This is a genomic window from Akkermansia massiliensis, assembly GCF_023516715.1.
Classification (GTDB): domain Bacteria; phylum Verrucomicrobiota; class Verrucomicrobiia; order Verrucomicrobiales; family Akkermansiaceae; genus Akkermansia; species Akkermansia massiliensis.
On the sequence record NZ_JAMGSI010000001.1, the window covers coordinates 1,677,025 to 1,691,823 of the forward strand.

Sequence of the window (14,799 nt, forward strand, 5' to 3'; positions counted from 1 at the left end):
CCGGCGGAACAGCCCGTCCCATGCTCCGGGAAGTTGATTTTCCCTCAGGGAAAACCATCATGTCCTCCGCCTCTTCTTCATGGAATGATGCGCTCTCAACCATTTCATTAAGAAGAATCATGAAAGAAATAAAATCATTCAGTCAGGGACAGTTGATTCGCCAGACAGGGAATATTTATCCTTCCGGAATATGTCTGGGCCTGGTCACTTATTGGCTCATTGCATGCCATCGTCATGAAGAAAGTCAATTCTGGGCCGATATTGAACACAGCATCAGTACGCCTCGTAATCAGTCCATTTCAAAGGCATCCCTTATCTATGGAGAGGGATACGCGGCAAAAGCCTCCGTTTTCCATGAACAAAACGACATGGCGGATGTCATTGTCCGTAGCCGTGAAAAAATGGCTATTGAAGGGGGAATGCGGATGCTGCATAACGAAATGGTCCCAGTAAACTTCTTCCAAAATAATTTTATGGATTACGCTATTTCCAAGATTTTACAACAGGACGTCACCTACACTATTTTAGCCATTCGAGGAGCCGAACCTAATGGACACGCCATCGGCATTCACCACGAAAAGGGGAAGGTGCACATTTTTGACCCCAACTTCTTCGTTCTGGAATGCGACAGCGAGACCGATCTGCCAGGAGAACTTAAAGAAGCATTTCTAACCATTGATCATCGCTACCAAGGCAGGTTTAACAATATCTTTCACCTGGATGCTTTTTATTAAGGAAAAACTACCACTCATTCCTGGGATGAGTCCTCCGCAGCAGGAGGCAAATTATTGACGGTAATCCTTCTCAACTTCCATGAGAAGTTGAGAGGGATTTTCCTTTTCCATAATCGGCAAGTCTTCATCTCAACCCTCATACCTCACCGGCGCGAAACCATGTCCCGGAACTGGCGGCAACCAGGTTTATTTCGCATTTTTCTTCATGATTTCCCTCTCATCCTGTAACATGCGCCCATGCAAGACAGAAGCAGCGGCTTTCAATGGCCTGCCCAGTGGACCCCTGATATCCTCGCCACCCTGATGTTTGTGGTGCAGGACGGAAAGATTCTCCTGATACGCAAGAAGAGGGGGATCGGCGCGGGGAAGGTGAACGGACCCGGCGGGAAGTTTGAGCCGGGGGAAACGGCCCTCCAGTGTGTGCTGCGGGAGGTCCGGGAGGAACTCTGCATTGACGTTGCGGACGCCCGGGAAATGGGCGTGCTGAATTTTTCCTTCACGTGCGGCACCATTCCGGAAATCCGCTGCCACGTGTTCATGGCGTCCTCTTTCAAGGGCACCCCTTTGGAAACGCCGGAGGCAGAGCCTTTCTGGTGCCCGGTGGACGGGATTCCCTACGATCTCATGTGGCAGGATGACCGGTTCTGGCTTCCCGCCATGCTGGACGGGAAACGGTTTGAGGCGTTTTTCACGTTTGAGGGGGACCGGATGCTGGAGTTTTCCCTGAAAACCGGGGATTGCCCCGGCAAGGAAAAACAGGCGCCCTCCGCCTCCCCTTCCCTCTGAGCCATCCGGGAGAAACCGGACTTTTTTTCCTTCCGGCTCTCCCCCGGCAGCATCAATGTTCAGAAGGAGACGGAGACGCCCAGCGCCGCCTGATGCTCCAGGAAGGATTCCCTGAAATGCGCCTGGTAGGAGGCGAAGACGGAGCATCTGTCATTGAAGACCATTCTGGACAGCAGCTTGACTTTGAATGACTGCTTTCCGGGAGAGTAGCCCTTCCCCTTGTACCGGGATTCCCGGTATTCATCCCCTTCCCACCAGCCGTCCCGGAACGTGTAATGGGGATCGTTCCGGTAGATGTCCGGGCAGTAGCTCCCGGACAGGGCATTGATCCATACGGTGTTTCCGGACAGGCGGAGAACGTGTTCCAGCGTCACCCCCATCGCCAGGGACACATTGTCAAACGTGCCCCGGTTGTCCCGCCGCTGGTTATCATCATCGTCATCGTCCCAGTCGTCGTCGTCCCACCAGTAATCCCCCCACCAGGAGGAATCGCCGTAACCGCCCCGGTCATCCCTTTTCACCTTGTTGGCTCCGTGCACATACGTTACTCCCATAAAGGGGATCACGCTGAAGGAGTTCGTCACCTGATAGCGCCAGGAGGCGGAAAGCCCCGCCTGGAACGTTTCCGAGTTCCACTTGGAGGCGTTTCCCCACGCATCACTGTGGCGGCATTTGTTTTCCGTACTGCCGAAGGCCGCATTCGCGGCAAGAAGCAGGCTGGACCGCGGGCCCGTTTCCCGGAAGAAGGCGCCGTACAGGTTGGCCATCCACGCAGACTGCCGGAAGCGGTCTCCCTCTAGGGGACCGTCCGGATAGTCCGGCATTTCCTGAATGTTCTGGTGCCCGAACATCTGCCCGAACGCCAGACCCAGCAGGGAACCGGATTTTTCTCCATACGTGCCGTAGTCATACCCCAGCGCGTAGCCGGCGGCTGAGTAGTCAAAGGAAGGCTGGTTGTTCCGGATTCCGGCATCGCCAAAGCTGCCCAGAGCGCCCGCCCACAGGTTGGACGGTCCCTTCTGCTGAAAACGGGAGATATTTATCTGGGCGGAGGAGGCTTCCACCAGCGTCTGCACATAAGCCGCGGACGCCCACATGGAATCCAGCGTGGTTTCCGGACCGCTTTCCGGGAACTGGTTCCAGGATTCGGCGCGCACGGCAGGCAGGCATCCTGCCAGGGTCAGGCTCCATAAGGAAATACGGGATAGTTTCATGATCGGGTATGATGGGTTTAATGGTCGGATGTTGGAACCGGCCTTCATTTTTCAAGCGCACGCTGATGCCTGTTTTGTGTATCAAATGCATTTCCCATACTCCGGAGAACTCCTCCCTGCCCGTCCCCGCCTGCCGTTCATGCATTCCGGACCGGTTAGTATTTTTCCTGTTTTTCCCTGTTCTTTTTCTTCAGGAAACGCACCCCTCTGACCGGCTCCCGTTTTTCCCGTCACCGCGGGATAAGCGGAGGGGTTCCGCTTCTCCGTTCCGTCCTCTCCCGGCCTTCAATTTGTGTTCTTTAAGCTTTTCTTCACGGCTCAATAATGATAAAGGTGCGGGAGCAACCGTGTGATCCTTGATCGTTCACTTGCTGGCTATTTCAATTCATATTCCATTATTCGACATGTATACCCCCGAATTCAAAAACATCCTCACTTCCACCCTGGACGGACTGCGTGCGGAAGGTCTGTACAAGGAAGAACGCTTCATCGCCTCCCAGCAATATTCCCAGGTGACGCTAAAGGACGGACGCTCCGTCATCAACATGTGCGCCAACAATTACCTGGGCCTGGCCAATAATCCGGAAGTGATGGAGGCCGCCAAGAAAGCCATTGACGAATGGGGCTTCGGCATGGCTTCCGTGCGGTTCATCTGCGGCACGCAGACCCTGCACCGCCAGCTTGAGGAACGCCTTTCCCAGTTCCTCGGCACGGAAGACACGATTCTGTTCCCCTCCTGCTTTGACGCCAACGGCGGCCTGTTTGAAGGCCTCCTGACCGCGGACGACGCCATTATTTCCGATTCCCTGAACCACGCCTCCATCATTGACGGCGTGCGCCTCTGCAAGGCCAAGCGCTTCCGCTACGCCAACAACGACATGGCGGACCTGGAAGCCAAGCTCCAGGAAGCGGATGCCGCCGGAGCCCGCGTGAAGCTGATTTCCACGGACGGCGTGTTTTCCATGGACGGCATCATCGCCCAGCTGGACAAGATTCACGAGCTGGCCGCCAGGTACAACGCCATCGTCCATTTTGACGACTGCCACGCCACGGGTTTCCTGGGCAAGCGGGGCCGCGGCACGCACGAATACCGCGGCCTGTTCGGCAACATAGACATCACTACCGGCACCCTGGGCAAGGCCCTGGGGGGCGCCTCCGGCGGCTATGTTTCCGGCCCGAAGGAAGTGGTGGACGTCCTGCGCCAGAAGGCGCGCCCTTACCTGTTCTCCAACAGCGTGGCCCCCGCCATCGTGGCCGCCTCCATCAAGGTGCTGGACCTGCTGGAACAGTCCACGGAAGCGCGCGACCGCGTGGAAGCGAATACCAAGTATTTCCGCGACGCCATGACGGCCGCGGGCTTCACCATCGGCGGCAAGGACCACCCCATTTCCCCGGTGATGCTGGGGGACGCCGTGCTGTCCCAGAATTTCTCCGCCCAGCTTCTGGACGAAGGCGTGTACGCCGTCGGCTTCTTCTACCCCGTCGTTCCCAAGGGGCAGGCCCGCATCCGCACGCAGATTTCCGCCGCCCACACCCGCGAACAGCTGGACAAGGCGATTGAAGCCTTCTGCAAGGTGGGCAAGAACCTGGGAGTTATTTCCTGATTCCTGCACCCTCCATGACTTCGGACGCATCACCCATGCCCGGCGGCAATCTGCCGACGCTGCCCGTCAAACGGGTGGTGCGTCCCACTCCTTCCATTCCGGACCACGAAGTCGTGCGCCAGATAGGCAGCGGCGCATACGGGGAGGTCTGGCTGGCCAGGTCCCTGACCGGGGCGTGGCGCGCCGTGAAAATCGTCTGGCGTGAGGATTTTGAGGATGAGCGCACGTTCAACCGTGAGTTTGAAGGCATCCTGCAGTATGAACCCATCGCCCGCAACCATCCGGGGCTGGTCCACATCCTGCACGTGGGGAGGCACGACCAGGATTCCCCGTTTTACTATTACGTCATGGAGCTGGGCGACGACGCCCGCACCGGGGTCCACATCACGCCGGACGAGTATATTCCCCGCACGCTCCAGACGGACAAGAAGTTTTCCGGCAACAAGCCGCTGCCCCTGGATTACTGCCTGGAGGTAGGCAGCCAGCTGGCCCACGCCCTGCTGTACCTGCACAGCAAGAACCTGACGCACCGGGACATCAAGCCGGCCAACGTCATCTTCGTCAACGGACGGCCCAAGCTGGCGGACATCGGCCTGGTGGCCCATCTGGACCAGCGCAGCTTTGTAGGCACGGAGGGGTTCATCCCCCCGGACGGCCCCGGCACCCGGCGGGCGGACGTTTACGCGCTGGCCAAGGTTTTATATGAAATCAGCACGGGAAAGGACCGCATGGATTTTCCCGCGCTTCCGGATGATCTGCCGGAAGGCACCGTGCGCAAGAAGTGGCAGGCGTTCAACACCATCATCTGCCAGGCGGCGGAACCCCGCGTGGAGGAGTGCGCCATTGATTCCGCGGAAGAGCTGGCGGAGAAAATAGACGTTCTGCGGGGGTATGAAGTGCCTACCCGCTTCCGCCTCCAGAAGAAAAAGAAGCGCCGCAAGCTCAGGCGCACCCTCCAGCTGCTGGCCGCCGCCGTCGCGGGAGCCCTGACCGCCTACTGGGGGGCCCTGTGGCTCAACAATAGCCAGCATCCCGCGGAGGAACCTGCCGCGGACGTGCGCCCGGAAACCCACTCCTCCGCACCGGAGGAGGAGTCCCGGACCGGGTACGTGCTGGTGACCAGCTCCCCGGCGGGAGCGTCCGTTTATGATGCGGACGGCAATTACCTGGATGAAACGCCCTACGGCCCCATTGAACTGCCCTCCGGTTCCTCCGTGGCCTATACCATCAAGAAATCGGGCTTCGCGGACAAGGAGGAGGCGGGAACCGTCAAGGGCGGCTCCACGCTGGCCCTGGGCGGCGTGCTGAAGGAATACCATCCCCCCACGGACAGCCAGCCGTGGAAGGATACGGAGGGAGTCACCTACATTCCCGCGGAAACGCGCCATGTGGCGCAAGGCCCTCTCACCGCCGCCCTGTTCAACAAGTTCCTGAAGGAGGACCACCAGAAGGGAAACTACCAGATGAAGAGGGAGCAGGCGGAACCGGGCCATCCGGAAAAGGACGTGGCCCTGCTCACGCAGGACGGCATCACGGCCTACCTGGCGTGGCTGAACAAGAAATGCGAACGGGAGGGACTGCTGGGCAAGGAGTTTTCCATCAATGCGGACCCGCTGCCGCAGACGTCCGGCAGCGCGGACGGCCACAGCGCCTACGTCCTGAACGTCACGCGCGTGTTCCAGGTCCCCATCACCGTCACCACCAATCCGCCGGGCGCCAGCGTCTTTTTCAACAACAGGCTGATCGGCCGCACGCCCATTGAGGAATACGTCAACCAGGTGCCCTACGTGATTGAAATCAAACTGCCGGGGCACGCCACCATGCGGCGCCGGGGGCTGGACCCGCAGGATTTATACCTTTCCCTCCAGCTGGAGCCGGACAAGTCCGTCGTCTTCGGCTCGCCCTGGACCAACAGCCTGGGCATGGACCTGGCGCCCGTGGGAGGAAACGCGCTGGTCATGTCCCATGAGGTGCGCGTGAAGGACTTCCAGCAGTTCCTGAAAGCCACGGGCAGGAAGGCTCCGGCTCGGCCCGGCTTCCCCCAGGGGGAAAACCACCCGGTGGTAAACGTCAGCAGGCAGGACGCGCGCGCCTTTGCCAAATGGCTCACCAACAAGGAGCGGGCCCAGGGCCTGATCGACCAGCACGACTCCTACCGCCTGCCCAAAGACGAGGAATGGAGCTCCTGGGTGCGCCTGACGGATGAAAAGGGATCCTCCCCCTATGAAAAGACGCTGCCCCATGAAAACTCCCGGGAGGTGTTCCCGTGGGGGTTCTCCTGGCCGCCGCCGGACAGAACAGGCAATTTTGCGGACCAGTCCGCCCTGATTTACCTTCCTTCCTCCCGCGTCATCGTGGGGTATGAGGACGGGCAGCCGTACACGGCCCCCGTGAAGACCTTCCCGCCCAACCATCTAGGCCTGTACGACCTGGAGGGGAACGTCATGGAATGGGTGGACGATTCCTACGGAGGGCCGGAGTCCCTCCCCATCCGCAATTACGGAGTGGCCCGCGGAGGCAGCTACCTCTCCTTCCGCCCCAAGCAGCTCACCACCTCCATCCGCACCCCCCTGCCGGAAAACACGCGGGATGACGCGCTGGGCTTCCGCCTCATCCTGTCTTCCGACCGCCCCGCCGTTCCCACGGCACCCTGACGCCGGGGCACACCGCCCCCGCAGCAGCAGATTTCCCCTGCTCCTCCGTTCCACGCAACAAGCCGTTCCCTAAAGGGAAAGGTCCGCTGCAGCCCGCAGGCCGCCCCGCCTCTCCGGGAAAATGGTTGAAAGGGCCTCCCGTTATGCTACCTTTTCCCCGCACCCTTTTCCCGAATGAAAATCATCGCCATCGCCAACCAGAAGGGGGGAGTGGGAAAAACCACCACGGCCATCAACCTGGCCGCCGCCCTGGCCCAGCTGAAGAAGAAAATCCTTGTCATTGACCTGGATCCGCAGGCCAATGCCACCAGCGGCATGGGCATTGACGGAAAAGACATGCCCAGCCTGTACCCGGCCCTGCTCGGCCAGCTTGCGGCGGAAGAGTGCATCCTGCCTTCCGGCAGAAAACGGCTGGACATCATTCCCTCCACCATGGACCTGGCCGGCGTGGAAATAGAACTGGCCCGCTCCGGCAACCACCTGACCCGGCTCCGGGAAACGCTCGCTCCCCTGCGGGAGTCGGATGCCTATGATTACTGCATCATGGATACGCCTCCTTCCCTGGGAGTCCTGATGACCTCCGCCCTGGCCGCCTGCGACGAAGTGCTGACTCCCCTGCAATGCGAATGGTTCGGGCTGGAAGGATTGGCCAAAATCCTGCACGTGACGGCGCAGATCTGCGCCAGCGGAGCCAATCCCCGCATCAGGCATGAAGGGGTGCTGATGACCATGTACGACGGCCGCACCAACCTTTCCCGCCAGGTCATTGACCAGGTGGAACAGCACCTGCCCCAGATGCTGTACAAGACGGTCATTCCCCGCTCCATCCGGCTCGGGGAAGCGCCCAGCTTCGGCCACACCATCTTTGAACACGATCCTTCCGGAACGGCGGCGGAAGCCTACCTGAAAGCCGCACGGGAATTCATCAGACGCCACAAATCCTGAAAACGCGAAGGAACGGCTTTCACGGGAACGGACTTCATGAACATGGCGTACAGGAAGGACAAGGCAGAAAGAATCCCCCGCCTTCATCTCTCCCTTTAGGTTTATTCCTTCCATTCTACTTGCGCCGTTTTAGATACTACGCACAGGCGGCAGTCCTGATACGGAGGAAAACAGGCATTCACCTTGACTTGCCGCACCCGGCATATGAGAATGCCTCCAGCTCCGCTTCAGGAACTTTCCCTCATGCCAGCAGAAGAAGGCCAGCCAGACGACCAGCCCCGGACGACAGGGCAAGTCCCGCCTCCCGCTCCAACGACAGGCCTGGAACAGATTCTGCCCGGACGCCCCCCTCTCCCCCACGCGGAAGAAAAAGGCGCCTTTTTCGTTTACCAGAGGGAGCTGGCCCCCGGCACGCGCCTGGAACAGTATGAAATCATCCGCGTCCTGGGCAGCGGGGGCTTCGGCATCACCTACCTGGCGAAGGACCTGTTCCTGAACCGCAACGTGGTCATCAAGGAAAACTTCCCCTCCAGCTGCTCCTACCGGGACCCGCTGACCGGGCATATCCGGCCCAACAACGAGCACGACCTGGAAAACTACACCTGGGCCCTGAAGAGTTTCCTGAGCGAGGCCCAGACGCTGGCGGAGCTCAACCATCCCGGCATCGTCAGAATCCTGTCCGTTTTTGAAGCCAACGGCACCGCCTACTTCGCCATGGAGAACATCACCGGGCTTTCCCTGGACTACCTGGGGGAGAAACTCCACAGCACCGGGCACCGCTACACGGAGGACGAACTCAAGGGCCTGCTGACCCGCCTGCTGCGGATTCTGGACTACCTCCATTCCAGGCACATCTACCACCGTGACATCAAGCCCGGCAACATCCTGCTGACGGAGGAAGGCACGCCCGTGCTGATCGACTTCGGCGCGGCGCGCCATGCCCTGAAGCTGCATGCCGCCACCGTCCTGACCACCCAGGGGTATTCCTCCCCGGAACAGGCGCTGGGGAAAACGAACATCGGCCCCTGGAGCGACCTTTATTCCGTAGGCGCCACCTTTTACGCCCTCCTCACGGGCCACCCGCCGGAACGGGCGGAAGTGCGCCTGACGGAAGACGGCATGCCGCCGCTGCACAGCGACCCCGTGCTCACCCGCTATTACTCGCGGCAGTTCCTGCTTTCGCTGGACAAGGCGCTGGCTCCCCAGACCAGCTGCCGCTACCAGACGGCCCGTGAATGGATTCACGACATTTGCGCCATTTCCGGGGAAGAATCCTCCGCCACCATCCAGGTATCCCCGGCGGACATCCGCCACATTCATCCGGAAGGAATGCCGCATCCCTGCGCGGAGAAGAATTCCGGGAACAAAAAGGCCACCGCCGGGACGGGCGGACTTCATTCCTCCTCCCGCAGGCTGTCCGCGCGCACCCTCCGCCGCAACCGCCACATGATGTTCCTGATGGTGGGGAGCGTCTGCACCCTGCTGCTGGGCGCAGCGGCGTTCTACCTGATGGACTACCTGAAAAAGGCCCCCATGGGCACCACCATCAATACCATCAAGGAGGCCATCCAGCAGCCGGCCGCCAACGGGAAGGAATTGGCCCCTCCGCCCCGGGACCTGGCATCCATCCGCATCCCGGAGCTCAGAATGACGGAAGACGCGGCGCTGGAACCGCGGACGCTGAAGGAATTCCAGCTGCGCCTGGACGATACGATTCTGACCCGTTCCGGCATCCCCTCCATCCTGCCGGAAAAGCTACGCATCTCCTGCATCTACCTCCAGATTATCCCTCCGGCCACCGGAGGGGAGGAACTGCACCTCACCATCCGGGACTCCAACGGAGCCCTGGTGGACCGTTCCGTCAACTCCGTCCCCTCCTTCACGGTGCCGGGGCAATCCACCTCCACCTTCTTCTTCCCGGCCCTGCCGGAGCTCTCCACGGACCGCGCCTACACATACGCCTTTGAAACCGCCGCCCACAAGGCCGTCCCCATGCAAATGGCGTGCTTCAAAAGCGAGACGGAACGCACGGAGGAGGCCTTCCCTAAAATCCGCTTCATCATCGCCCCCGCGGCGCCGGAACCGGCCCTGATGCATGACCCTGCCTACAAGGGGCTCGTGGCGGCAGTCACCACGCCTTCCCCGGGGCACGGGAACGTTCTCGGCCTGGCGAACGCCACGCCGGACATGCTGGCGGCTCTGGAACAACTGTCCAAAGCCGGCTACCCGGTGGCCCAGCAGGTATTGGGGAAACTCCTCATGTCTCCTGACTGCCCCGGCGGCCCCAGGCCGGAAGAAGGGGTGGAATGGCTCTACCGTTCCGCCACCGGAGGATGCTATGAGGCCATGAAGGAGCTGGGCATCCTGCTCATGGACATCCCCTCCTATTTTCCCCGCCTGCCACAGCAGCCCCCTCTGGCCTCCCGGGATTACGCCCAGGCGGCGCGGTTCCTGAGAATGGCGGTCCAGTACCGGGACCAGGAAGCCCTGTACCTGCTCTCCCTCATGTACTCCCAGGGCTGGGGCGTGCCCGCCTCCCCGGAGCTTTCCGGCCTGATGATGGAACGTCTCAACGGATCCGCCTACCTGACGGACAGCCTGAACCCGGAGGCGCCCATTGCGGCGTACTGGCTCCCCCTGCCGCTTGCCAGGGGGGAATCCACCATCCTGCGCTTCACCGTTCCGGGACCGTTCGCCCCATCCCAGCTCAAGGGCGTCACGCTGCATAACACGGGCATGAAGGATGCCTTCTCCATCAGCAAAATCAACATTCTCCAGCACGGACGCCTCATTCTGGACATCATCTCCCCCCAGGAAGTGCTGCCCGGCAAAAGCTCTGCCCCCATCGGCATCTCCATCCCGGAAGGCCTGCTGGCGGATACGTCCCTGCCCCTGGAGGTGGAAATCCTGCTGACGCCCGGAAACAGCAGCGGCGTGGTGGAAATGCCGCCTCCGGCGGAAAAGAAACGTTCCAGAAACGGAACCGATTAAGATTCAGCATCTTTTCATAAGAAGCAGAAGCCGGGGACCCGTAAAACAGCCTTGATTCCCGTCACGGGAATGCTACAAAAGGAACATGACTTCCCTTACTTTCCTGCGCCGCACGCTCCCCTTTCTGGCCGCCTTCCTGATGGCCTCCTGCGGTGACCCCACCGTCTCCTACTGGAAAAAGGCGGCGGACATCAATACGGAATACTCGGAAAAAAGCGATGCGCTGGTGCAGCGCCTCCTGAAGCTGAAAAAGAATCCCACCCTTCCCGGCCTGGCGGAAAGCAGCAGGGACGCGGCGGACCTGCTGCGGGAGCGGGACGAAGAACTGGCGGACCTGAGCACGAAAGACGTGGACCCCGCCGTGGCGGCCTATGTGGAAGAAGACCGCAAGCTCTTTGCCAGAGGGCGGGAACTGGCGGAACGCTACCAGCAATACTTTGAAAAATACCTCAAGGGAGGTCCGGAATTCACGCCGGACCCGTCCCGGGCCGTTTCCCACATAGGCCGCGGGCGGCAGGAAATACGCAAAATCCTGGCTGAAGCCCGGAAACTGGAAGAACGGGCGGAAGCCCTGAGGAAAGAAAAATCAGCCGCGTTTGAGGAGGAGCTTCCTCCGCTGCACTTCCGTCTTCCGGAAATGAAGCAGCTGCTGTCCAACCGTTAAAAACCGCCATAAACCATCTTTCCGGCTCCGGCTTTGCACGGGAGGCGCCTCCGTATCCCTCCCCCTTTTCGTTCATCAGCCATCCATGAAGCTTCTTCCGGCCCTTTTCCTCCTGCTCATTCCCTCCCTTTCAAGGGGGGAGCGGCATGAAACATTCTGCAGAAAGGCCATCAAGCTTCAACTAACCAGCTTCTTTCCGAAATACCGTTATTTCCTATTCACCGGCAGTTACACTTCCCCCCGCGCCGTACTCTCTGCAGCTGCCAGTCCAACAGGACTGAGCATCAGAAGCGGAAATGGAATTTCTTTGAAAGACACGTCCATCAGCATTTCCCATCATTCCTATGAACAGGAAACAGGCAAAGGCATATTCTCCCTGGGCCTTCTGGTTAAGGACCGCCCCTTCCCCCAAGACGGAAGAATCCAGATCAAGGGAAAGGTGCCGGTGAAATGCGCGCGGCTGGCCACTCTGCCAGAAACGGAAATCGATCTCCGTCCGAACGCCGCGTATTCCATCCCTCTCTGCATCTCCTCCTTTCTTGAGGAAGGGACGGACGTAGCCAATCTGGAAAAATGCCCGCATCTGGACATAAGGGTGAATCCGTATACGGAAACCAACACATGGAGCATCGGGCTCATTTATCCTGTGAGCTTCCCCTATGCCGGCATGGTATTCCTTGACCGGGAGGGACACAGGATCCCCGTGAAAACAGAAATGGCGCGATGCCGTTCGGGGCCGATCGAATTCCACCCGTTCACCTGCACTTTCCCGGAAAAATATGATCGCGTCCGCCTTGTCATTCACTATGCGGAAAAGCAGGAAACCAGGAACTTGCCCATCAACGCCGCCGTCTCCCGGGAAGACGCCTTGAAAGCAATGCCGCCCCATCCGGAAGGTGGCCGGATTCCCGGACAGCCTTCCGCAGAAACAGCGCATCTTTTCCAAAAACGAGATTGACACCCGCGGTTCTTTCCCCTAGTATCCGCGCACAACATCAGCGGCGGGGTAGCCAAGTGGTAAGGCGACGGTCTGCAAAATCGTTATTCGCGGGTTCGATTCCCGCTCCCGCCTCCATGTTTACTTTCAAACGTTTACGCCTTTAGCGTAGCAAGAAACGTAGTAAACCTCTTGTTTTTAGCTCCACATTCGGAGCAAGTCTTGTCCCGGGAGGGGGGGGTACGGTATGAGTTCCAGCCCCTCTGTTATCCACGCTCAAGGAGACGCGCTTGACTACCTGTTGCATGCGCACGGAGAAACACAGGAGCAATGGAGCGCGCCTTTTGACGCCACGCCCATCCTCCCGGAACTCTCAAAAGCACTCTATGAATGCGGTCTAAACCACCATCAACTTGACGTGGTAAAAGAAGAAATAGCGGATGCCCGTTTGCATATCCTTATCGGTATTTTCACTATCCTTTTTCGCAACGGCCATCACCCGCAACGCGTTACCCGGAACGTTTACAAGCTTGCCAAACTCTACTGTCCAAAATCCGTAGAAAACTTGTCGCATTCTGACCTTGCTCTCCTGACCAGTGATACCATTTCCGCATCATCCATGCGGGCGCACGCCTGCAACGATTTCCTTGACTCCTTAACACCCGATCAAGCGCAAGCTCTTATCGGGAAATACGGGAAGACTGCCCTGCGCAAGCTTGCACAAGTATCTTGGACCAGCCGGAAGGCTCAAAAGAAATCCCGCAAAAAAAAGAAGCAGGACGCCCCCAAACCGCGCACCCGCAAACACCCGGAACTCAACCTTGATCTGTAACGGAAAAGGACGAAGATGGACACGAAAGCAAGATACCCCGCTATAAGCTCACCCAAGCTTCCAATAAACGCTTTTCCTTCCTGCTCAATTCCACTTATGGCGGCAAGACGTTCCAGTTAAATGACGGCCGCACCGTCAAATGGGACTCCCGCGGAAAAAAGCGAAGTAAGAAATACACTTTCCAAATTACTTGATAAAAGCTGATAAAAGCTGATAATATTTATCTTGACAAAAAGTGGTTCTAGCACATATTGGCATTACTACTAGTTCGTGTATCGCATACACCTCTAAAAAATCGCCCCAGCCTGCGTCACCAGGCCGGGGCTTTCTTTTAGCTAGTCAGAACAATAATAAGTTCCATCAGCCGTACTACTAATTCGGGGTTAAGTATCACATGTTACACCTCCTTTCTTTAGTCCGGGACCAACCCGGCAAGCGGATATACAGGAATATCCCCTTTATTACAATTTATTTACAACCGCGCAAACTGAAAGTGCATCCAGTCATAATCCCGCTCCCGCCCCAGGGACACGCCGCCTTCATCTTCCACGAACTCCCAAAAGGCATCATAATCCGTTCCAGAAAGGCGTGCCTGCGGCCGATGAACTTTTAGGCCGTTATGGTCAGGGTCCATTCTACCGCAATCCCCCAAGAATGCATTGACGGCCGGCTAATGGTCATTCGGTAGCTTCCGCCATTGCGCCAGGCCGCCGCCCCTTGGCTTCTCAAGCTGCTGCCCGGACACAGGAAGTGCTGCACTCCTTGGCAAAAGTGACAGTTAGAGTTAGAGTTTAGACAACAAAAAAGCCGTACCCTGTGAGGACACGACTAGAGAGAGGAAGGCAATGTGACTTATCAGGCGTATCTATTTGTAAAAGAAAAAGAAATGAGCGTAAGAATTGCTAAAATTCCAATGATTGCGTATCCTGTGAATTGAGCGTTTCTCAGTCTTTGCTGATGCTTATCTTGAATATCCATTTTTTGCTTGTTGATGTCACGGCGGACGTCGCTAAGCCTGGTTTCTAAAGAATTTTTTGCGTCCAGTAGGTCGTTAATTGTGTTCTGAAGCTTTTTAACGGAGAGTTTGTGTTCCTCGTGGAGTTTTAGAAGGTCCTGGTGTGCTTTTTCTCCTACGGGCACTTTTGCCACGAATTCTTCAGAGTGTTCAAGGTGTGCAACTGGTTTATTATGCGGAGAGTTCAATTGCATAAATTTTTCTTCCGCCCGGTCCATTTGGACCAATTCTTTTTCCATAGTATCTATGGATTCCATGAGTTTTCTGTTTTGCAGGGCAACCGCTTTGTTCATGTTCCTGTGCTTTTTTTCCATGGCTTCCTTGGCTTCAATGATCGCATAAGAGGTTCCACGGCCTCCAGCCCTTCCGCTTGCCATTGATGCGCGGGCGGCGGACCTCATAGCGTCTTCCCGTCTTGCTATG

11 protein-coding genes and 1 tRNA gene are annotated in these 14,799 nt (G+C 58.2%); 10 read left to right on the forward strand and 2 right to left on the reverse strand.

Annotation, left to right across the window (positions count from 1 at the left end; genetic code table 11):
• Nucleotides 1–59 precede the first annotated feature (59 nt).
• Nucleotides 60–734 (forward strand): YopT-type cysteine protease domain-containing protein, encoded by a 675-nt coding sequence (locus M8N44_RS07160; protein ID WP_180973720.1) that lies wholly within the window; start codon nucleotides 60–62, stop codon nucleotides 732–734.
• Between the two features lie 237 nt (nucleotides 735–971).
• Nucleotides 972–1,520, forward strand: a complete 549-nt coding sequence (locus M8N44_RS07165) for an 8-oxo-dGTP diphosphatase (RefSeq protein ID WP_022397005.1) — start codon at nucleotides 972–974, stop codon at nucleotides 1,518–1,520.
• Nucleotides 1,521–1,579: 59 nt separating this feature from the next.
• Here M8N44_RS07165 and M8N44_RS07170 read toward each other — a convergent pair whose 3' ends face one another.
• On the reverse strand, nucleotides 1,580–2,734 hold the full coding sequence (locus M8N44_RS07170; RefSeq protein ID WP_022397004.1) for an autotransporter outer membrane beta-barrel domain-containing protein: 1,155 nt from the start codon (nucleotides 2,732–2,734) through the stop codon (nucleotides 1,580–1,582).
• Nucleotides 2,735–3,138: 404 nt separating this feature from the next.
• On the opposite strand from M8N44_RS07170, the gene kbl reads away from it, so the two are divergent.
• From kbl to M8N44_RS07210, 8 genes are all read left to right on the forward strand, one after another.
• Nucleotides 3,139–4,338: a glycine C-acetyltransferase gene (gene kbl / locus M8N44_RS07175; protein WP_022397003.1), complete on the forward strand. Its 1,200-nt coding sequence runs from the start codon at nucleotides 3,139–3,141 to the stop codon at nucleotides 4,336–4,338.
• Nucleotides 4,339–4,352: 14 nt separating this feature from the next.
• Nucleotides 4,353–6,992, forward strand: coding sequence for an SUMF1/EgtB/PvdO family nonheme iron enzyme (locus M8N44_RS07180; protein WP_102727977.1), 2,640 nt, complete (start codon nucleotides 4,353–4,355; stop codon nucleotides 6,990–6,992).
• 174 nt (nucleotides 6,993–7,166) lie between these two features.
• On the forward strand, nucleotides 7,167–7,937 hold the full coding sequence (locus M8N44_RS07185; RefSeq protein WP_022397001.1) for a ParA family protein: 771 nt from the start codon (nucleotides 7,167–7,169) through the stop codon (nucleotides 7,935–7,937).
• A 243-nt stretch (nucleotides 7,938–8,180) separates the two neighbouring features.
• Nucleotides 8,181–10,928: a protein kinase domain-containing protein gene (locus M8N44_RS07190; protein ID WP_102721353.1), complete on the forward strand. Its 2,748-nt coding sequence runs from the start codon at nucleotides 8,181–8,183 to the stop codon at nucleotides 10,926–10,928.
• Between the two features lie 85 nt (nucleotides 10,929–11,013).
• Nucleotides 11,014–11,592: a hypothetical protein gene (locus M8N44_RS07195; RefSeq protein ID WP_022396999.1), complete on the forward strand. Its 579-nt coding sequence runs from the start codon at nucleotides 11,014–11,016 to the stop codon at nucleotides 11,590–11,592.
• Nucleotides 11,593–12,259: 667 nt separating this feature from the next.
• Nucleotides 12,260–12,550, forward strand: coding sequence for a hypothetical protein (locus M8N44_RS07200; protein WP_146017935.1), 291 nt, complete (start codon nucleotides 12,260–12,262; stop codon nucleotides 12,548–12,550).
• A 42-nt stretch (nucleotides 12,551–12,592) separates the two neighbouring features.
• Nucleotides 12,593–12,667, forward strand: a tRNA-Cys gene (locus tag M8N44_RS07205).
• A 109-nt stretch (nucleotides 12,668–12,776) separates the two neighbouring features.
• Nucleotides 12,777–13,361, forward strand: a complete 585-nt coding sequence (locus M8N44_RS07210) for a hypothetical protein (RefSeq protein WP_102727974.1) — start codon at nucleotides 12,777–12,779, stop codon at nucleotides 13,359–13,361.
• A gap of 855 nt (nucleotides 13,362–14,216) precedes the next feature.
• Here M8N44_RS07210 and M8N44_RS07215 read toward each other — a convergent pair.
• Nucleotides 14,217–14,777: a kinetochore Spc7 family protein gene (locus M8N44_RS07215; RefSeq protein WP_146021065.1), complete on the reverse strand. Its 561-nt coding sequence runs from the start codon at nucleotides 14,775–14,777 to the stop codon at nucleotides 14,217–14,219.
• Nucleotides 14,778–14,799: the final 22 nt, after the last annotated feature.